Consider the following 20,574-nt stretch of genomic DNA (forward strand, 5'->3'; position numbering starts at 1 on the left):
AAAGTGATACGTAAAATACTTCTTTTTGTGTTTTTAGCCTTTACTATAATATGGTTTGCAACTGCATATACTATAAAAAATAACGTTGTAAGTTTAATTAAGAATTCTGAATCAGATAATCTTAAAATATCTTATAATGCAGTTAAGTTTTCAGGCTATCCTTTTAATTGGAAAATTACCGTAACGGATCCTAAAGTAAAATTAATTGATCATGTAAATTCTAAAGAGTTTACATGCGAAAATATTGTCCTGAATATAGCTTTTAGTACTAAAAGAGCCGCTCTTAATTTCGGTCCTTTTATTAGAGAAGTCGATAATTACGGCGATAAAACATTTACCTATGATGTACGCAGCGATGATGATATAAAAGGTATAGGAAAATTTAATAAACCTTTATACAAAATATCCAAGAATGATAATTTGAAAGAGATATTAAAATCGGTTCAACTAAATAACAAAGCATTATCGATATTTAAAGATAATCAAGAAATCTTTAAAATTAATGATTTAGCATTTCTTATAAGAAAACAGAATTTAGCAACTGAGGAAAATATATCCTTATTTTTAAATATGAATTATTATTCAGAAAAAGATATTTTGAATTTAAAAAATGCTAATTTAGATATTGCTGCTTCTTTAAAATTCGCTGAAGACGGAGAAGATTCAGCTATTTTACAAAATTTTAATATAGAAAGATTTATTTTTACTTGTGATAATGATTCTAAAGTTAATTTAAACGGTGCTTTACAATTCTTTGCGGGTAAATTACCGGAAGGAAAACTATATTTTGAGCTGGAAAATTATAATTCCATAGTTGATAAATTATTACCGAATAATATTATTTTTTCTAAGAAAATAATTAAAACAATTATTGCTAAAGCAATTAATAAAACTTCCGACGAACAATTAAATATAGATCAAAATGATTCAAATTCGGCTTACAACAATATAGAAAAAGCTAAGTTTGATATTGAGTTTTCAGATAAAGGAATAAATATCGGTTCTATTAATTTATTAGAACTAAAACTTGGTGAACATAAAGAAGACCAAAACACCGAAAATAATTCAAATTAGTTTTATGAATAATTTTAAACTAGCTACTATTATTAGCATATTTCTTATTTGCAGTAATATTTATGCTGCTCCAAAAGTCATTAAAATCGGTACCGGCTCTATTTTAAAAGGATATTATGCTATTGGACTTGATTTATGCAAGACTATTACAAATGATGATAAAAATAATGAACATATTAAATGTGAAGTTGTTGCAACAAACGGCAGTATAGAAAATTTAAAATTATTACAACAAGGCAAAATTGATTTAGCTCTAGTGCAAACTAATATTGCAGTAGAAGCATATGAGGGCATAGGTTATTATCACGCTCAAGAAAAAATGCAAAATTTACGTCAGGTACTTAATCTACATGATGAGTTTTTTACGATTATTGTAAAAGATGAGGATAAAATAAAAGTTTTTGCTGATATTGACGGAAAAAAAATAACTAACGATCCGGCATTTTCCAGTAGTAATATTACTTATGATGCCATACGTTCTTTATATAAATTTTCTAAAGAACCTGAAGAGCTACATATTAATTATGAAGATTCTATTGATAAATTCTGTAATAAGGAAATAGATGCTATAATAATGATGGTTGGACACTCTAACCCCTTAGTAAATTTAATAGCTAATAAGTGTGAAGTTGATTTTGTTTCAATTGAAAATGATAAAATAGCAGAATTAATAAAACAAAATAGAGCGTTTCATAAAGCTATACTTCACAAGGGCTTATATCCAGGGATTACCGATGATCAAACTACAGTAAAAGTATCCGCAATCCTAGTAACTAGAGATGAGGCGAATCGTGATATTTTAGATAAATTTATTGGAGCTTTTCATAGAAACGTAGCAAATTTTAAACTTTCTAATTACTTATTAAATAACCTCGATATTAACTATTTTGCCGATACTAAAATTTTGTTCTACCAAAACATGATTCAGTAAGAAATAAAAACTAACAATATCTTATGTCTGAAAATACTATATTTAAAAATATACTTATACCTATAGATTTAAATGATAAAAAATCTATAAAAGGTATTCTTTCTAAGGCTTTAATGCTTGCGACGAACTTTCAAGCAAAATTACATTTTATGTATGTAATTCCTGAATTCGGTACGAAAATGTTTGAAGATTATTTACCTAAAAATTGGAAAACAGAGAAAAAAGAAAAGTATCAGACTCAAATTAAAGAGCTTATCAAACAATATATTCCTGATGAAATTGAAACAGATTATTATATAGGTAACGGTGCCGTTTATGATGAAATAATTAAGCACTCTAATGAAATTAAAGCCGATTTAATAATAATCTCTGCAGTCAGACTACAACTAAAAGATTATATGCTTGGACCTAATGCTTCTAAAATCGTCCGTCATTCAGATATATCAGTTTTAGTAGTAAGAGACGAGTAATAAGTATTATTATGGTTCTTACGTCATTCCCACATGGCATTGCCTGCGCGTGGGTCAATTTCACCTCTATCATCCCGTGGCTTGACCGGTCTTGTTGCATGGCTCGAAAAAAACGTACGATGTCATTCCCGCGTAGGCGGGAATCCAGCATAAAGCGAGATAAATCGAGCTTTTAATTTTAAAAACTTGCCGTATTTATGTTTTTTTTACTGGATTCCCGCCTACGCGGGAATGACATAAACGAGCTAGACTTGACCACGGGATCCAGTTAAAAATACTAAAATATTAGTATTTGTTATTGTTTTTATGGACCCCGTGGTCAAGCCAGGGGATGACACAGTAGGTTTTACCGATCCACGCGAGCAAAGCCTCCTCGCAATGACGATTAGATATCCACGCAGCAATACCACGCAGGATGACATTCATTAACTATACATGAAATAATAATAACTTACAATTTCACTTTCAACTTCACAAAGCCTTGATGGCTTTGATATTTCTTCTGTAAGTGGCAGTTATACTCTAAAGTCACGCTTATATTACCTTTTTCAGTTAAAACGCTAGTCCCGATATTATAACCAACTTTAGGCTGTTTTAGTAATGCGATAGTTTCATTAACTTCTCTATCTTTCCATTTTACTTTAGCATTAAGTTTTTTACTCTTATTGTTAAAGTAATTTTCTACAGAAGCTTGAAGTGCAGGCGTAATACTTAAGCCTTCAGCTATCTTTTGTGGGGCTAAAGCTACTTTAGTGCCTAAAATACCGCTCCATAAATGCTGCTTTTTAGAAGCAATACTCAAATGCTGGATACCTACATCACTTTCTTGATAAGAACCGTCTTTAGAGTGACCGTATCTTATACCAAGATTTGGAGTAAGAGTAATACCGCCGTTCATAAGATGATTATAACTTAATAAGGTTTCAAAGTTATAATTATTATTCTTATATTTACCGATTGCAATAGTACCTAAACGGTTGATTTTACTCTTTACTATATTATGATTGTAAGCAAACATAGCTTGGATCATAAAGTTTTTCGGTAACTCTTTTTGACCATATAGAGCTAATATATGGCTATCAACAGTAGTATTTGACCTGCTACCGCTAGATTTAAACTTTGAATCTAGTTTAGTATAAGCAATACCGACTAAATCTTTAAAGTTGTCAGAACCGACGTCAAAACCTATAGTACCGCCTGAAGCATGACCTCTATAACCGCTAGTCCCTTTTTGCTTATTAGTACCGATAGTACCTGCAATCCAAAGACCTTTATCTAACACTTTCTCATCTTCATCACCCGCAGCAACCGCAGCACTAGAGAACATTCTATGCGATATGATATTGCGGCTCATTTGAGTGATAATACCATGAATCGGATTATATATTGCTCCAATCATTTCTTCGTCTTGTTTTACTGCATTTTGCATTTCTGCAACTTCAGCAGCTTCAACTCTTACGGCTTCAGCAATTCTTGCTTCTTCTGCCTCCTTTATAGAAGCAGCTACTTTTGCTTCCTCTTGTTTCAGGTTTTCAAAACTATCTTCAGAATCCTTAGATTCTGATTTATTTACAACTACTGTAGTGCTACTAGATATTTCTAATTTTGTTTGCTCTTGTATTATATCGTCATCATCATCTTCAAAATCTTCATCATCGTCCTCATCATCAAAGTCTTCAATATTGCCTTCTACAGGCACAATCCTATCTATAGCTCGAACAATCATAATTTCTGCATCAGCCTGTGGTGCTTCTTCCACCGGCGGCGGAACTACCACTACATCTTCCATATTGATTGCCAGTGCTGCAGGAACAGCTACTTCTTCCGGGTCTTCTTCCGGGTCTGCCGGTAAAACTAACGGGGCAACAGGAGCTACGGGAGCAGCAGCAGGAGCTACTACAACTACTCCGCCATAGTTTACGTCTCCGTTTTCTACTGCTTGTGCTGCTGCCGACTCAGGAAGTCTTGTAGCAACTTCTTCTTCATTGACAGCTGCCGCTTCTATAATTGCTGCTAACCTAGGATTATTCGTTTTAAGTTGCTGCATTAATCCTGCATCTTGATTCATTCTAACACATAGATTTCTTGTTTCTTGATCTATACCGCTTTCTACTTCTCTTTTAGGACCTATGAACTCAATATTGGTTCCTTCTTTTATAGCTTGAGCTAATTGATTTATATCGCCATCAAGTGCATCTGCATTTTTAGTTGTATATTTCTCAAAAACTTCCTCTACAATTAATGCTTTTAGTTTTTCTTTTCCTTTAGTCTTTATTGCCAACTCTTTTTTAAACTTATCATCTGAAGCTGCTATAACTTTCACGGCATCTTCATATTTTTTTCCTAATTCAGAAGTAGGAGCAATATAAACCACTTCACCTGCATCTGCATCGGGTTTTTTAGGAAAAAGATTTTCGATAGGCTTTAAAATATTCATCTTTCTAACTAGACCATCCATACCAAGCCCATTATATCCTATCACCCTCGTAGGCAGCGGTGGTGGTGGCGGTGGTCCACCTGCTACCACTATTATCGGTGCAGCAACAGGGGCACTAGCAGCTTTTGCTGTTTTTACTTCTTTTAATACCGCTTTTATTTTCGCATCACTTATTACGTTAAGAAATTTTACAATTTGCTCTTTTGAGAAATCTTTAGTACCGGGCGTTAAAGCTTTCATTTTTGCATTGAAATTATTCTGTACGACATCTGCTATATTTTTTTCTGTAATATTTTTAGAAGCTTTGGATAAATCGGCTGCATTATCGGCTAAAACTTTTTTTAGTAATTTAGCTTTAGTATCAACTCCTATTTCATAAATTTTTGATAATGTTGCCGGGGCAGCTTTATTTTGTAAAGATGTTAAATCCGCTTTATCTAATTTACCTTTTCCATTACCTAAACTATCATCCACCGTTAAATTAACAATATTATTATTAATCCAATTATTTACTTGAATATTTACTTCGTTTGCTTTAGTAGTAAGGGCTATATTATCGCGTACATTTTCTTTATTAAGAGCAATATCTAGTATATCGGATAATTTTAAACTATTAAAATTATCAACAATTCTCTCTATTTCATTATTTAAAGAATTTGCTCCTAAAACATTTTCATTTTTAGCAATATAATCTATTCTTGATATAATTGTTTTCTTACCTTGTAGTTCATCTTTTATTTTTATTTCATTACTTTTTGCCGTAATATGATTTTGTAAGTCCAACGGTAATTTACCAAAAGTATAATTTAAACGGCCTATTGCATTATGCTCTTCTTCGTTGAACAGTTCTTCAAAAAATGTACCGTTTGCTATTTTATTATTTAAAGTTAAAGCTTGCCTTGAAGTTTGCTTTATTAAATCATCATTTTTTAGTCTATTCCAAATATTCTTAGCTTTTATTATTAGTTGTGCTTTATCAGGATTTGCTTCTGAAAATAATGCTAAAGACTCATGTGGAACTTTTCTTTCTTCTAAAGTTAATAGAGTTCTTATTGTAATTCCTAAATCATTTTCTGCTCCTAATGTTCTTACTTCTAGCTTTTCAGGATTTTTTGTATTTTTAACTAAATACATCTCATTATGAAATGTGCCTTCATCAGTATTTGGAGCTACAAGAGCTTCTTCAACTGCTCTTCCTATAACCGGTGCAGGTCCTCTTACTACGGGAGCAGCCTCTTCTTTCGCTTTTAGATCATGACCTGCTAATTTTAATTCAGGATTAAGATCGGTTATCGCATCTAGATTATTTAAATTTCTAACCGGTCTAGCGCCTGTTCCCCGAAACGGCGGCATTGTATTATTAAGCCCTACTAAACGCTCATTATCTATTTTTATTTCACCTACGGTTTTTGTTAGGACAAGTGCTAGATCACTCATTGTGAAAGCATTGAAATTATCTATCAATGCTTGCATTTTCTTACCGGTCAAATCTTTAGTTATTAAACCGGCATCTTTTAAAATCTTGTTATAATTCTTTAAACCGGCTTCATCAAGTAACTTACCCTCTTCATTAACTACCTTCTTCTTACCGTTATCGATATATGACGTCTTTAATTCAGCCATTTTCTCTAAATAAGTAACTAATCTTGCAGGATCGGCTAGTTTTATTATAGCCTGTCTTGTAGGAATATTAGATTTGTTAGCTTCAAGTTCAACTAAGTTTTGAGTAACATAATTTTCAAATTGATTTAATAATTTACGCTTTGTTTCCGGAGTCGCTACACTTTTAAACTTTTTTAATAAATCACTTTGTCCCGGTTTATAATAATCAGGTGCAATATCTGCACTTCTTACAGTAGGATCAGTAATATTAGTGCTAAAATATATATGTTCAAAAGCTTCTTTTGTTAAAGGGGCTTCAACATAATTATTTACAACTTTTAAATTATCATTAGCATCTACACCGCCTGCCATAGTTATATATTTTAACTGCTCCAAAGGTGTATTTAAATTTTCTATGTTATTAAAATGTATAGCTTTTTTAATTTTATCGTTAACGCTTACAGCATTTGTCCCTTCAGTTTTAGCAAGGATTTCCAGCACTTGAAGCCTATTTTCTAGAGCCATCTCTTGCTCGTTACGTCCTGTTTCTACTGCAGTATTACCTATTAAATCAACAACTTCAACACCGGCTGCACGTGCTTCTCTTCTTTCTCTAGCACCGTTAAGCACGGGAGCAACTGCTTGAAGTTTCTTGACTTCTATTATTTCGTTATTGAATAATCTTCTTTCCCCCGGCATAAGATCATCAAAAAGATCGCCGAAATCTTCACGAGCTTGAATCCCTTTTATAATATTAAGCTTTTGTGCAGGGGCTAATGCTTCATACTCAGGAGTATGATTCAATATATCATGGATTTCTATATCTGCTCTTGCTTCTCCGGCCATAGCAGTCATGATTGCCGCATTCGCGCAGCTGAGTAAGAATAATTTTATAAGTTTAGAATTTATATTTTTTGCCATAATATCTAATTCCCCTTTAATAAATATTAACAATTACTTAAAATATTAATGTTTAATTTGTTATTAAAGATGATTATACACGAAAAAAATATTATATCAAGAAATTTATATTGATGGGTTATAAGGTAGGATATTAGCGTAGATTTTATATGATAATTTAATATTTATAACAATCGTAATGTTTAATTTTTGTTAACGATTAGTTAATTTATTAATGCCTTGTGGTGCACTATATGATATTACTTCTATACATGCAAGCTATATTATTAAAATTTTCATTATTTTTAAAATACTTTATAATGATTGTTGTATGATAATGGTTATTGCTAGGGTTCAACGTCATTGCGAGCAGCTATTGTTGCATGGCTACCAAATCGTCATTGCGAAGAGCGAAGCGACGTGGCAATCTTATGAAACAATAACAAACTCCTGAGATTGCTTCGTCAAAACTTACAGTTTTTCCTCGCAATGACGATTCGGTCCACGTGGGCAATGCCTATCGGGAATGACAGCTCTAGCATCCATGAAACAATGACATTAAAATATAAGGTATATCAAATTGTCTCTCAAAATCAAACTACTGTCTATTACAATTATCGGCATTATAACATTATATTTCGCTATTCCTCCTGCTCCATTGCTTAAAGACATAAGTTTCTCACAAAGAGTATTTGACCGAAGCGGCGAGTTAATGCGTATTTCGCTTTCTAAAGACGATAAATATAGGATATTCACTCCTATAAGTGAAATACCGGCAAGTTTTATAGAAGCAGTATTGTTATATGAAGATAGACATTTTTACAAACATTTCGGCGTTAATCCTGTTTCTTTAACCAAAGCTTGTTATTCTACTTATTTAGGAAGTGGTCGTAAAATAGGCGGCTCTACTATAACAATGCAAGTAGCACGTTTAAGATACGGAATAAGCTCTTCTACTATTCTTGGTAAAATCCATCAAATCATTAAAGCTATTCATGTAGAGCTACATTATTCAAAAAATGAAATCCTAGAAGCTTATCTAAACCTAGTGCCTTACGGTAGTAATATTGAAGGGATAACAGCCGGCAGTTATATTTACTTCAATCGTGACCTAAAAGATTTAAATTTGCTCGATATTCTAAGCCTTGCAGTAATCCCACAAAATCCTCTTAAAAGAAGCGGGAATGATATTAATATTTTTAAAGCACGTAAATATCTATTTACCGAGTGGCTAACGACTCACCCACAAGATATTATTTATAATAAGTTAATTAGTTTGCCGATTAAATTTAATCAAAATAAAAATCTTCCTTTTATCGCACCGCATTTCACTTTAGATATTCTGGCAAATAATGATAGTCCTATTATACATACTACTATAGATAAGAATCTGCAAACTACTATAGAAAAGCAAGTCCGGCTATATATTAATAACCTGAAAAAATACGGCATTAATAATGCTTCCGTAATTCTTATTGATTTTACTACTATGGAAGTGCTTGCAAGCGTTGGTTCAGGTGATTTTTTTAATAACGATATTTGCGGACAGATTAACGGCACTAAAAGCCCTCGATCTCCAGGCTCAGCTTTAAAGCCGTTTGTCTATGCACTTAGTTTTGATCAATCGCTAATACATCCGTTAACTTTACTAAAGGATACACCTACTTACTACGATCATTATAAACCGGAAAATTTTGATAGCAGATTTACAGGAGGATTAAGTGCTAGAGAATCGTTAATAAAGAGCCGTAACGTACCTGTAATATTTCTGGCGTCTAAGTTAAAAAAACCGAATTTTTATGAGTTCTTACAACAAGCAAAAATTAGCGGCTTACGAAAACCTGAAAATTACGGCTTATCTATAGTACTCGGCACAGCAGAAATTACTCTTGAAGAGTTAACTACTCTTTATGCTATGCTTGCTAATTTCGGTACTTATAAACCGCTTAGGAAAGTGTTAGATCCTCTTATGGATTCCCGCTTTCGCGGGAATGACATTGAGGGCTACAAGGAAGACACAGACAAAACTGATTCTAAACTACAGCTAAATTCAAAAGGCTTCAGACAAGATGAATTTAAGGACGAGTCTGCACAGCGTATATTAATACGTGAGCACAGACGAGTTCCGCAAAATTCGCTTGTATCAAGCCTTTTGAATGACGCTGTATTACTATCCCCCGAGGCAAGCTATCTAACACTTGATATTATAAAAGATACGACTCGTCCTATTACCTATAACAATACAAAGCATAACTTACCGATTTATTGGAAAACAGGTACTTCTAGCTCATTTAGAGACGCACTTAGCGTAGGTATATTCGGAAAATACGTACTTGCCGTTTGGGTTGGAGATTTCAAAGGGCAAACTCACGGAACATTTACAGGTAATATTTCTGCAGCCCCTTTATTCTTTAATATTATCGAATCAATAGCCCATCCAAATAAAGATGAGGATTTAATCCTTTCAAAAATTAATGAACTAAATATTACTAAAGTAAAAGTTTGTGCAGATACGGGAGATATCGATAACGATATGTGTCCGGTTAAAGCAGAAGCCTTATTCATTAAAGGCAAATCACCGATAAAACAATCCGGTATTTATAGAAAAATGTTGATAGATTTAAAAACCGGTATGCCTGCTTGCAACTTTATTAAAGGACAAACAGAATATAAAACAGTAAATTTATGGCCGACGGATATGCTTTCGGTTTACCAAAAAGCAGGAATACATATATTACCGAAACCGATACCCACAAACCATTGCAATAGGTTGATAAATTGGCATCATCAGAAACCTAAAATTATATACCCGTTAAGAAATTCCATACATTCAATTAAAGATAGTGATAATATTACTTTTAGTGCGATTAGCGATAATAAAACCAATAACGTTTTTTGGTTTGTAGATAATGAATTAATAGCAACCGCAAAATCAAACGAACCTGTAATATGGAAAGCAAAAAGCGGTGAATTTATTATTAGAGCTATCAGTGATAACGGCGAAAACGACAGTATAAAAATTTATATTAAAGAATAAATTAGTGGTTATATATGAAATCTAAAATTTCCACAGAACTTGATATTAAATCTTTAACAAAAGAAGAAACTGCTCTTGATTCTTTAAAAGAAAATATTCTAAATGGATTGACTGAAGTTAATTATTCACTAATACAAGCAGGAAAAACATCAGAAGCTACAGTAGTAATAGGATTACCTTATAGCGGAAAAAGCACGTTTTTAAATGCTCTTGAAAACAATCTTAAGATTATAGAAAACGGTGAAGAATTTACATTTGATAAATTATTTGATTTTGAAACAACGCCGGAAATTAAGCATAAATATGAACCAGCTATATATTATCCCAAAAAATTTGAAATTGCAGAAAAAATATTTTGGGAATACTCTAACGGAGTACCCGATCCAGTTCAAGAGTTAATCAATATATTTTTCATTAAAAAGCTAGTTCAAATGACCGATAAATTAAAATTTATCATAGTAGCAAAAGAAGAGACTGTAAAATCCCCTAGTATCTTTAATAGGATTATAGAAGACTTTAAAAATATTTTTCCTATAGAAGAACACAAAAAATTAAAAGGAAATTTTACATGCGTAATAACCCAACATAATGAAAATAATCATGAAAACATTATATCAATGTTACAAAATAGCATTGCTAGTAACAAAGATATATTAGAATCCTCTGATATAAAATTTTTCTATAAACCTACTTCTCAAGATGAAGAAATAAAGCTCACTCTAGAGTTAACAGATCTAGAAGAGATAGCAGGAGTACAAAATTTAGAGATAAAGAACCTAAGTTCATTTCTAAAGGAACAAGACAGTCTTATAGAAAATTTATATATACAAATACAGATAAATGTAGAATATATAATTAATACTATCCAATCAATTTTCAGAGATTTTAATATATCTACATCTCTTAACTGTGTAAAATTTTCAGATAATAATAACTATGATGAGTATGTTAAACCATATTTACCAAGTTCTTCAATACAATATCCAGCTATAGCAAAAACTCTTTCTCATTTTGAAGGATTAACACAATTATCGGAACTTCAAACTATTATATCAAACAAACAAGATAATAACCTTATAGAGGCAATATTTCAAATTTTAGACTCTATTGAGAAATTCACGGATAATAAGCCGGTTATTCAAGCCTACCGATATGTATTAAACCTACAAATTAAAGAATTATCATTATTCGAAGAAATGTTACCTACAACATGGTCTAGGTCCAATGATTGCTATAGTTCCTTAATTGAAATATGTGATTTATTCGTACAAAATAACTATCTATCTTCTATAAAAAATATAAAACCTGAAAATAATAAACCGGTGCAATATTATCAAGAAGCTATAAAGTGGTTAAGTAAATATCCTGACAAGACGGAAGTAATTAAAACTATAGCTAGATGCTATTCTAAAATAGGCGATATATTGAGCGAAGAAGCAGATTATAAGGGAGCTTTAGCTAATTATAATGCAGACCTAACATGTAATGAAGAGCTTAAAGAAATGTACGATAAAATCGGCGATATGCTATTTAACTTAGGACGTGAAGATTCAGCTATCATATTTTATAGAAAGAATAATAAATTAGACTCTATATTAGAATGTTATACCAGTCTTATAGATAAGGCTGAAAAGCCTATAAAAAAATATGATTCATATATGGACCAAGGAAACGAACTTCGCTTTCAAAAACAACAGGAAGAAAATGCTGCAGAATCATATTTTAAAGCAGCCGGCGTTGTACATGATCCTCAAAAACAACACAATTCAGTACTTACGGCATATAATACTTTCTTAGGAAACCCCAATAATAATGCAATTCAACAAACAGATATTTCAGAGCAACAACAAAGAAAGGAGTATTTTAAAGATATAATCGGCGATATTATTGATCCGTGACCGTTCTAGTGTTGAGCTACTTATTATTCCTCTTTGTCATCCTGTGGTCAAGCGGACCTTGTTGCATGGTTCCTATGTCATTCTTAGCTAAAAGCAGGAATCCAAAAAAAGTATAAATACAGAAAATTTTGAGTCTTCCCGATTAAGTGTGTAAACTTTTCCAAAAGCCTAGATTCTTTCGTCAAATTTTATTAAAAAATGAGCCATAGCCTTGTTCCAATTTGGTATGGACATGGACCATTTTTTGGTCATGTAATCAATTGCCAAATATAAGCTTTTAAAAACAGCATTATCATTTGGAAAAACACGTTTATTTTTTGTGACTTTTCGGAGTTGACTATTAACAGATTCCACAGCATTTGTTGTATAAATTATTTTCCGTATTTCTTCAGGGTATCCTAAGAAAATCATTAAATTATCCCAGTGAACATACCAAGATTTAGCAATTTGAGGATATTGTTTATTCCATTTAGATTCAAAAGCCTCTAAAGCGGAAAGTGCTTCTTTTTCTGTGCTAGTGTATAAATAGGTTTTAAATCACCAGCAAGCTCTTTCCGGTCCTTATATGATACATATCGTAAACTATTTCTAATTTGATGTACAATACATAATTGATGCTCCGTCTTTGGAAAAACAGCACCTATAGCTTCAGACATACCATTAAGGTTATCGCTACATGCTATCAGTATGTCTTGTATACCTCTATTTTTCATCTCAGTAAAATTTCCAAGCCAAAATTTAACCCCTTCATTCTCACTGATCCATAATCCCAAAATATCTTTCCGCCCTTCTAAATCAATACCTAATGCAACATATACCGATTTATTGATAATCCATTTATCCTGACGTACTTTTACTATTAAACAATCAAAAAATACTATAGCATATACTGGATCTAATGGACGGCTTTGCCATAGCTTAACATCCTCTATTATATCATCTGTGATTTGGCTAATTAAACTCTCGCTTACATCAGCTCCATATAACTCCTGAAGCTGTAATTTTATATCTGATAAACTCATACCTTTAGCATACAAAGATAGTACTTTATCATCAAAACCATCAAGCCTTCTTTGACGCTTTGCTACTAATGATGGTGCAAAACTGCTATTTCTATCTCTTGGCACTTCAATCTCAACAGCACCATTCTTTGTAATCAGATTCTTTGTGTTATAACCATTACGTGAATTCTGAGCATCACTTTGATTGTACTTGCTATATCCTAAATGATTATTCATCTCGGACTGTAGAGCTCTCTCTCTACAAGACGCTTGGTTATTTCTTTTAATAAACCATCTTCCCTGAATAATATTGATACATCTGTATCATTATTGATCAATAAATCTATCGCTTGTTCCATTGCAGCATTTTGTTTCTGTGTCATTGTAATTTCTCTTTTTGTTATATTTTCTTTTATACAACCTTTAAGAAATTTACACACTTATTTGGACAGTGCCAAAATTTTTGAAATTAAAAGCTGAGGTTATCTCGCTTTATGCTGGATTCCTGCTTCCGCAGGAATGACACCGCGTACTTTTCTTGAGCCATGCAACAACACTGGTCAAACGAACTAGGTAACAGTGAACGGTCACCTTAACAAATCATTAATGCTTACTTTAGCTCTAGTAGCTTTATCGACTTGTTTTATGATAACTACGCAGTAAAGCCCAGGCTTACCTGCTTCCTTAGCAGGTAATACTCCTGGAACTACAACAGAATAAGCCGGAATTCTGCCGTAAATAATTTCACCTGTATCTCTGTATATTATTTTTGTAGAGCTACCGATAAACACTCCCATACTAATTACTGCTCCTTCTTCTACTATTACCCCTTCTGCTATTTCCGATCTTGCACCGATAAAACAATTATCTTCAATGATAACGGGCTTTGCTTGTAGCGGTTCAAGCACCCCTCCTATTCCCGTACCACCTGAAATATGGCAATTCTTACCGATTTGAGCACATGAGCCGATAGTAGCCCATGTATCAATCATTGTTCCCTCATCTATATAAGCACCTATATTAATGAAAGAAGGCATAATTACAACATTTTTAGCTATATAAGTACCGGTTCTAACAACAGCTCCGGGAACTTTACGTATAGCTGCTTCTTTGAATATATTTTTATCAGTATCCGCAGAAAATTTAGGAGCAACTTTGTCATACCAACTATTATAATTGTTATTATAAAGTTGCGATTCCGTAGTGATAAAATATAGCAATATAGCTTTCTTTACCCATTCATTAACTTCCCAACTATTTTCTTTCTTTTCACAAACACGAATTGTACCTTGATTTAAGCTTTCTATAATATCATTAAGTGTTTTTTTTAATGTTATAAGCTTTGAAGAATCTTGAAAAAGTTTGTCCTTAATTTGCCAAGCTTCTTCAATTTCTTTAATAAGAGAGGACATATCTTTTAACTGTTTTATTGCCAAAAATAATAAATGAGATTATCATGAAGTCAAACATAATAATTATAATTAACTATGTATATTACTTGCCCAAATTGCCAAACAAGATTTATCGTTACAAGCAATCAAATAGGTATTAACGGACGACGAGTAAAATGTTCCAAATGTAGCCATTTGTGGTATCAAAAATTAGACTATAATACTAGTAAATTAAATGACTTTAAAGATAAAGTAAACACGGAAACTATTAAAACTCCTATTAAAAATCATTATAATGCTAATGTGCCGGTTATTTTACCGTATATTCCTACTAAGAAAAAATATAATATATTTTCAATATTATGGACTAGCTTTATAATTTTTTGTTTAGTGATATTACTAATAGATAGTTTTAAATTTTTAGGTAAATATGATCAATTAAAGATAGAAGAAATTAATTTAGGAAAATCTCATCATATAGGCGGTATGAAGATATTTTATAAATTATCTAATCAGTCTGATTATTTAATTTCTGATCCTATAATCAAAGTTAGAGTAATGGATAGTAATAATCAAGCTTTAGATGAATATGTATCAATTACAAAGCTGCAAGCAAAAATCCCTGCAAAACAAGAAATATATCTAGAAATGAATATTGAAGGAATCCCTGTTACGGCAAAATATATTGATATTGCTATAGGTAATAGATTAGGGCTTTTATTTAAGTAAGTATGTTGCTTGCGTGGATCAATTTCACCTCTGTCATACCGTAGTCAAACCACGGGGTGACACTGAGCCGTCATTGCGAGACTGTAAGGAGCGTGGCAATCTCGTCAAATATCCTGAGATTGCTTCGTCAAAACTTACAGTTTTCCCTCGCAATGACGACTCGGTATCCACACAGGCAATGCTTAGGTTATGTAACAACGTCACTTAAAAATAAAAATACCCATAAGCCGAAACTTATGGGTATTACTAAAGATATAATAATTTTTATTATCGCGTATTAGGAAACACCACAATTTGAGCTATTAGTATCACTTGATACCATATTAACAATATCTGGAGCTTTAAATAATATAATGATTGCAGTAACTACTACTAAAGCTACTTCCCACTGCAATTTTCCTCTTAATGTTTGAATTCCCAGAACAATTATACCGACAACAGCTATACCTTTTGCAGTATTGCCTCTGAATACTTTAATTAACTTACACAATGCATCACCTACAGGATCGCCGACACTACTACCTAAGCTATCAAAAGCTACCATAATAATAGCCACGCTTAGAATAGTAAATAGTATGCGTAATGATAGATTATAATCGATTAATTCTTCGTTTAATTTACGAATAGGAAAGTTCATATGTTTTACCTCAATAAAATAATTAGCATTTAAAAAATAATGTATAATTTATTTATATATAAATCAACTCCTAAATATATGCAATTTTAATTAATATGCAAAAATATTTTAAAAACACTTATTTTAAGTAACATTATAATCACATATAGTATAATTTAGCTTCCAAATATATAAACAAACGTAAATAAAAATAACCAAACCACGTCCACAAAATGCCAGTACCATGCAGCAAATTCAAACCCTAAATGTCCATTACCTTCTGTAGTAAAATCTCCTCTTTTTGCTCTAAAGTAGCAAACTATTAGAAATATAGTACCTATAATTACATGAGCTCCATGAAAACCCGTGGCTAAATAAAAATTAGAAGCATATATACCATCCGTGAATTTAAACGCCGCATGATAATATTCATATGCTTGCATAGTTGTAAAAAATATCCCAAGCAATATGGTAAGAGCAAGTGCAGTTACGCAATCTTTTTGATTTTTTTCTTCTAAAGCATAGTGAGCCCAAGTAACGGTAGTACCCGATAAGAGTAGTATTAAAGTATTGATAAAAGGAATATCAAATGGATCAAAAGTTTTAATTGTAGGTGGAGGCCAAATTCCCTGCTTTACAACCCATACACCGTCTAAAAGACCTACGGGTGATAGACTTGATTTAAAAAAAGAAGCAAAAAATACACCAAAAAATACTATTTCCGTTAAAATAAATAACGCCATACCTATTTGTAAACCTTTTCTAACAGGACTAGTATGCTGATGTTCGACTATTCCTTCTTTCACTACATCTCTCCACCAAGAATATAAACAGTAACCTACTGAAATAACTCCTGCAGATAAAATATATATATTAAATTTGTAGCCATGCATGAACGAGACACCGCCTATAACTAAAAGAAGTAAAGCAAAAGATGTTAGGACAGGCCAAGGGCTTGGGTCTACTATATGGAATAAGTGCGATTTAGTAATAGGATGTGAATTTGGATTCATATTTTATTTTATCATTTTCTAATTATACTTACGAATAGATATACGAAGATCAACTTGGAAAAGAGCAAGGAGTCTGTAGGTCGAGGAGCAGAACGTATAGCAATATGTGAGCGTCCAAGGTCTTACAAAGACGAGATAGTCAATTTTTCAAGTTCTATCTTAGTATATAAATAAATATAAATTATTATTGATGTAAAAGCAAATTCTAGAAGCAGATTATATAGAAAATATACCTCGTAACTCAGAATTACATTATTTATTATTAATGACAACTAAAATCTTTTGACTCTTTATATTATTCAACTAATATTATAGACCGCTAATAATGTTTAAGCTCCATTGTTGCAAGACCAATCTGTCAAAACTTAATATTAAGTTATGCCAGGGGTCTATTATTATAAGTGAGTAAAATCATGAAGTATAATGGAGGTTGTTGTCTTACAGCAACGGAGCTTAACCCCTGGCACCTTTATTTATTAATTCTAGATTAGGTTTAGGCATAAATTAAATAAAGGAATTGCGAGTAGTATTAGCTTATGTTTAATAAAAATAAAGATTTATTAATTCTAAAAAATACAAATGCAAAAAATAAAGAAAAAACTAGAAAAAATTTTTTCTTTTCATCACCGTTTTTAATAATATTATTAATGTTTTTTTATTATCTTCTTAATATCTTAGAAATAAAATATTTCTAGATTTTTCAACTAACTAAGCTGTTAACTCTAAATTTTCTTACTTAAAATTATAGAGATACGACAAATTATCTTCACTATTTTACTAGTTATTTCTGCAAATACTGCCTCAGTACTATCATTCATTATAGCAATATTTTTATGTTCAATTTCATCAAGTCGAAATTTAATAATATTATTTAATAATTCCGGCTCAATATTTTTATTTTCTAAATAATTTATTTGCTGTTCATAATGTTTTTCTATTACTTCTTCTACACTCTCGGTAACAAGCATCGCTGTTTTTATTCCCATCAAGGAAGATAAAGCACCAAGTAAAAATCCGTAATGATGCCAAAAAAATAATAAAAACGTGGGTCTTACTTCTTTTTCTAGTAATTTTTTTTCAAAATAATTTAGATGGACCTCTTCGTGATCAAGCATTTCTTTAATTAATATATGATCATTATGAGATTTGATATATTTTAGCTGCCCTTGATAAATTCTTTTTGCTCCATACTCTCCAGCATGATTAACTCTAATTATTTCGTGAATTTGTTTGTCAGGGTCAGAAAAATCAGGTCTTGGCATAATGTATACTCGTTTAATTTGAAAAATTGGCTGCGTCGTCTTATAAGAACTGCGGTGCTCACGTATTATTATACGCTCCGCTCCTCGCCTTATAGTCTCCTTGCTCTTTTCCAAATTAAACTTCGTCTACTCTTCATTTACTTTAAAGTATACTTTGTAATAAATCGAAACCAGCAGGATTTAATTTATAATCTACCTCCGCTTGCTGTAACAGTTTTAAAGTCTGTAAACATTCAGTTAGGCTAAGACTGTTTGCTATCTTTGTAAAATCATTAATATATTGATAGAAAATCGGTGGTGATAATGATTTTATTGCGAGTTCCAAACTCTCACCGTTTTTTATTTTCGACAAAACTATATATAAATTTAAATAATGCCTTATTAATGCTCTAATAATTAAAACTTCATTGATATTTTGTTTTTTTAATATTTCCAGCTCTTGCAGAAAATTACTATAATCTTTTTTTGAAAAATACATTGCTAAATCACTGCCGTTTGCCGTAATTTCGCTACTTATAACTTTTAGAACATCGTTTAAAGTAATTTCTCTTCGATCATGAATAAAATATATCAATTTATTTATTTCGCTACAAATTAAATCATGATCACCTTTTAAATGAGCTTTTAAATAAGTGATAGCCTCTTTACTTATAATTTTATTAGTTTTTTCTACTTTACCTAAAATAATTCGTTCAATTTTTGCTTCATCGTCATGATAACAAGCAACTGCCGCTAAATATTCTTCTGTTTCAAAAAACTTTTTAAAGCTCCCGCTTGAAGTAATTTCCTCACCTATAAATACAGGAAAATTTATATAATCACTGCTTAGAATTGTTTTTAAATTCTTATCAATTGAATTCCCAACCGATCTAATTTTAATTAATTCTTTTTGACCAAAAAAATTAGGCGAATTAAGTAATATTTCTAAAGATGAAATATTAAGCTCTGAGTATTCTATAGAAGTTTGTAGCATATTTAAGCTTTTTACTAAATGCTTATAAATTTTTTCTATATAGCCTTTATCAGGACCGTATAGTAAAAGAGCTCTAATCTTTCCGGCTTTTATTAGTTCAAATAATCTACCTATTTGTGAAAAATAAAATTTCATAGCTTAACTATTTCCGTGTAAAATATAAAATTAATCTGCTACGAATTTCTTCTGCTGCTTGATATGCCAAGTCTATTCCTGTTTCATCTCTTTCAACATTTGTTGCATATGGTGTAAAAATAGCATTATATGACGTGTTTTGGTAAAACTTCTCTTCAATTAAAACTTTTTGGCTTTCTATATCAATTAATTTATACTTAACTAATTGATTAATATATTCCCTTAAAACATTAGAGTTTTTTTCAATAGTAGCAGGCATAGTTGTTGCGATAAGCTCTGCTTTAAGCAGGTATTTTGCTTTTGCTTTCTGAGGTAAAATACTAGTTAAACGATGATAAAACTCAGCTCCTTCAATTGTTCTAATCGGCTCAACTTTAATAGCTTCTAAATCATTATTTCTACCGTATTTTTCACTATATACCGGTTTTAAATTACAACTACTCATTAGAAAGAATATAATTACTACAAATAAAGAACGCATATACTAGATTAAGATTGGTTTTTTATATTAATAACAGTTTATTTCGATTTTGTGAAAGAAAATTATAATAATTAGCATTTATTAATACTTATGGTAATTATATATTAATTTATGATGACATTTATAAATAAGTCTTATATATTGTCGTTTCAAAATAATTTTAAGGTATTAATTATGAAATTGGAAAGCTTTATACAAAAATTAAATAAGACATGCTTAAAGCTATATCAAAACGTAACCACCGCAGTAAAAGATATATATAAATCTTATTTTCCTTCAAAATCAACCTTTCAAGAAACAAACTCGAGTTCAGCGAGCTTAGAGGATTCTATACCTTCTAAAATGAATTTAGTTAGAAATGATGAAACACTGCAAGGAAAATTAATGCGTGTTGAAGAGCATACGTTACAAAAAACAACATATATAGCTAGCGAAGATGGGATAATAACCCCTGTTTATGGCTATGATTCATACAAAACAGCGTATTATCAAGTTGAAGAGTTAGGAAAAGAAATACCTGTCACTGAGTTATAATTTTTAAGCTTAAAATACTTTATAGGTAAGTTTTACATACTTATCGTTTTTTATTAAAGAACTCTCTACATCTTCCTTGCAAATCTAATA

14 protein-coding genes and 5 pseudogenes are annotated in these 20,574 nt (G+C 31.3%); 10 read left to right on the forward strand and 9 right to left on the reverse strand.

Features of this window, described 5'->3' with window-relative positions:
- The first annotated feature begins 3 nt into the window (after positions 1-3).
- The 3 genes and pseudogenes from RF_RS05680 to RF_RS05690 all read left to right on the forward strand — a co-directional run bounded on the left by RF_RS05680 (position 4) and on the right by RF_RS05690 (position 2,475).
- The gene (locus RF_RS05680; RefSeq protein ID WP_011271377.1) at positions 4-1,074 is read left to right on the forward strand and encodes an RP198 family tick cell line-upregulated protein; all 1,071 of its coding nucleotides are present in this window, start codon (positions 4-6) and stop codon (positions 1,072-1,074) included.
- Positions 1,075-1,078: 4 nt separating this feature from the next.
- Positions 1,079-2,019, forward strand: a pseudogene (locus tag RF_RS05685) (TAXI family TRAP transporter solute-binding subunit).
- A gap of 9 nt (positions 2,020-2,028) precedes the next feature.
- Positions 2,029-2,475, forward strand: coding sequence for a universal stress protein (locus tag RF_RS05690; protein ID WP_011271379.1), 447 nt, complete (start codon positions 2,029-2,031; stop codon positions 2,473-2,475).
- A 451-nt stretch (positions 2,476-2,926) separates the two neighbouring features.
- Here the strand turns inward: RF_RS05690 and RF_RS11590 are convergent, their stop codons facing one another.
- A complete protein-coding gene (locus RF_RS11590; protein WP_318248857.1) occupies positions 2,927-6,886 on the reverse strand; it encodes an autotransporter outer membrane beta-barrel domain-containing protein in 3,960 nt (1,319 codons plus the stop codon).
- Positions 6,887-6,937: 51 nt separating this feature from the next.
- Positions 6,938-7,360, reverse strand: a pseudogene (locus RF_RS10805) (cell surface protein); the annotation flags it as partial.
- 414 nt (positions 7,361-7,774) lie between these two features.
- Here RF_RS10805 and RF_RS12040 point away from each other — a divergent pair.
- From RF_RS12040 to RF_RS05715, 4 genes and pseudogenes are all read left to right on the forward strand, one after another.
- A pseudogene (locus RF_RS12040) lies at positions 7,775-7,918 on the forward strand (polysaccharide polymerase); the annotation flags it as partial.
- A gap of 76 nt (positions 7,919-7,994) precedes the next feature.
- Positions 7,995-10,451 carry a penicillin-binding protein 1C gene (pbpC, locus tag RF_RS05700; protein WP_039595152.1) on the forward strand — a complete coding sequence of 819 codons (2,457 nt, stop codon included), beginning with the start codon at positions 7,995-7,997 and terminating at the stop codon, positions 10,449-10,451.
- Between the two features lie 431 nt (positions 10,452-10,882).
- Positions 10,883-11,108 (forward strand): annotated as a pseudogene (locus RF_RS10650) (hypothetical protein).
- 539 nt (positions 11,109-11,647) lie between these two features.
- The gene (locus RF_RS05715; protein WP_318248849.1) at positions 11,648-12,349 is read left to right on the forward strand and encodes a hypothetical protein; all 702 of its coding nucleotides are present in this window, start codon (positions 11,648-11,650) and stop codon (positions 12,347-12,349) included.
- Between the two features lie 168 nt (positions 12,350-12,517).
- Here the strand turns inward: RF_RS05715 and RF_RS05720 are convergent.
- Positions 12,518-13,733: pseudogene (locus RF_RS05720) on the reverse strand (IS256 family transposase).
- Between the two features lie 204 nt (positions 13,734-13,937).
- Complete coding sequence (dapD, locus tag RF_RS05725) at positions 13,938-14,762, reverse strand: 2,3,4,5-tetrahydropyridine-2,6-dicarboxylate N-succinyltransferase (protein WP_011271384.1); 825 nt, start codon at positions 14,760-14,762, stop codon at positions 13,938-13,940.
- Positions 14,763-14,837: 75 nt separating this feature from the next.
- Between dapD and RF_RS05730 the strand changes: the two genes are divergently transcribed.
- Positions 14,838-15,470 carry an MJ0042-type zinc finger domain-containing protein gene (locus RF_RS05730; RefSeq protein ID WP_011271385.1) on the forward strand — a complete coding sequence of 211 codons (633 nt, stop codon included), beginning with the start codon at positions 14,838-14,840 and terminating at the stop codon, positions 15,468-15,470.
- 277 nt (positions 15,471-15,747) lie between these two features.
- On the opposite strand, the gene RF_RS05735 is transcribed toward RF_RS05730, so the two are convergent.
- Both RF_RS05735 and RF_RS05740 read right to left on the reverse strand, forming a co-directional pair.
- Positions 15,748-16,107: a TrbC/VirB2 family type IV secretion system protein gene (locus RF_RS05735; protein ID WP_011271386.1), complete on the reverse strand. Its 360-nt coding sequence runs from the start codon at positions 16,105-16,107 to the stop codon at positions 15,748-15,750.
- A gap of 155 nt (positions 16,108-16,262) precedes the next feature.
- Positions 16,263-17,099, reverse strand: a complete 837-nt coding sequence (locus RF_RS05740) for a cytochrome c oxidase subunit 3 (protein ID WP_011271387.1) — start codon at positions 17,097-17,099, stop codon at positions 16,263-16,265.
- Between the two features lie 536 nt (positions 17,100-17,635).
- Here RF_RS05740 and RF_RS10660 point away from each other — a divergent pair.
- Complete coding sequence (locus RF_RS10660; RefSeq protein WP_187145851.1) at positions 17,636-17,794, forward strand: hypothetical protein; 159 nt, start codon at positions 17,636-17,638, stop codon at positions 17,792-17,794.
- Positions 17,795-17,821: 27 nt separating this feature from the next.
- Here RF_RS10660 and RF_RS05745 read toward each other — a convergent pair whose 3' ends face one another.
- The 3 genes from RF_RS05745 to RF_RS05755 form a co-directional block, all read right to left on the reverse strand.
- Positions 17,822-18,361, reverse strand: coding sequence for a demethoxyubiquinone hydroxylase family protein (locus tag RF_RS05745; protein WP_039595161.1), 540 nt, complete (start codon positions 18,359-18,361; stop codon positions 17,822-17,824).
- A 142-nt stretch (positions 18,362-18,503) separates the two neighbouring features.
- Positions 18,504-19,469: a DNA polymerase III subunit delta gene (holA, locus tag RF_RS05750; protein ID WP_011271389.1), complete on the reverse strand. Its 966-nt coding sequence runs from the start codon at positions 19,467-19,469 to the stop codon at positions 18,504-18,506.
- 7 nt (positions 19,470-19,476) lie between these two features.
- Positions 19,477-19,950, reverse strand: a complete 474-nt coding sequence (locus RF_RS05755; protein ID WP_011271390.1) for a hypothetical protein — start codon at positions 19,948-19,950, stop codon at positions 19,477-19,479.
- A 174-nt stretch (positions 19,951-20,124) separates the two neighbouring features.
- On the opposite strand from RF_RS05755, the gene RF_RS05760 reads away from it, so the two are divergent.
- Entirely contained in the window at positions 20,125-20,484 is a 360-nt protein-coding gene (locus tag RF_RS05760; RefSeq protein ID WP_039595162.1) for a hypothetical protein, read from the forward strand.
- The last annotated feature ends 90 nt before the right edge of the window (positions 20,485-20,574 follow it).

It is taken from the genome of Rickettsia felis URRWXCal2, from assembly GCA_000012145.1.
Lineage (GTDB): Bacteria > Pseudomonadota > Alphaproteobacteria > Rickettsiales > Rickettsiaceae > Rickettsia > Rickettsia felis.

Excerpts from the sequence above, each read along its gene's own strand:
- RF_RS05690 (WP_011271379.1), top strand. The coding sequence starts at position 2,029 with ATGTCTGAAAATACTATATTTAAAAATATACTTATACCTATAGATTTA.
- RF_RS11590 (WP_318248857.1), bottom strand. The coding sequence starts at position 6,886 with ATGGCAGGCGGTGTAGATGCTAATGATAATTTAAAAGTTGTAAATAAT.
- RF_RS05715 (WP_318248849.1), top strand. The coding sequence starts at position 11,648 with ATGTTACCTACAACATGGTCTAGGTCCAATGATTGCTATAGTTCCTTA.
- dapD (WP_011271384.1), bottom strand. The coding sequence starts at position 14,762 with ATGTCCTCTCTTATTAAAGAAATTGAAGAAGCTTGGCAAATTAAGGAC.
- RF_RS05730 (WP_011271385.1), top strand. The coding sequence starts at position 14,838 with ATGTATATTACTTGCCCAAATTGCCAAACAAGATTTATCGTTACAAGC.
- RF_RS05735 (WP_011271386.1), bottom strand. The coding sequence starts at position 16,107 with ATGAACTTTCCTATTCGTAAATTAAACGAAGAATTAATCGATTATAAT.
- RF_RS05740 (WP_011271387.1), bottom strand. The coding sequence starts at position 17,099 with ATGAATCCAAATTCACATCCTATTACTAAATCGCACTTATTCCATATA.
- RF_RS10660 (WP_187145851.1), top strand. The coding sequence starts at position 17,636 with ATGTTTAATAAAAATAAAGATTTATTAATTCTAAAAAATACAAATGCA.
- RF_RS05745 (WP_039595161.1), bottom strand. The coding sequence starts at position 18,361 with ATGCCAAGACCTGATTTTTCTGACCCTGACAAACAAATTCACGAAATA.
- holA (WP_011271389.1), bottom strand. The coding sequence starts at position 19,469 with ATGAAATTTTATTTTTCACAAATAGGTAGATTATTTGAACTAATAAAA.
- RF_RS05755 (WP_011271390.1), bottom strand. The coding sequence starts at position 19,950 with ATGCGTTCTTTATTTGTAGTAATTATATTCTTTCTAATGAGTAGTTGT.
- RF_RS05760 (WP_039595162.1), top strand. The coding sequence starts at position 20,125 with ATGAAATTGGAAAGCTTTATACAAAAATTAAATAAGACATGCTTAAAG.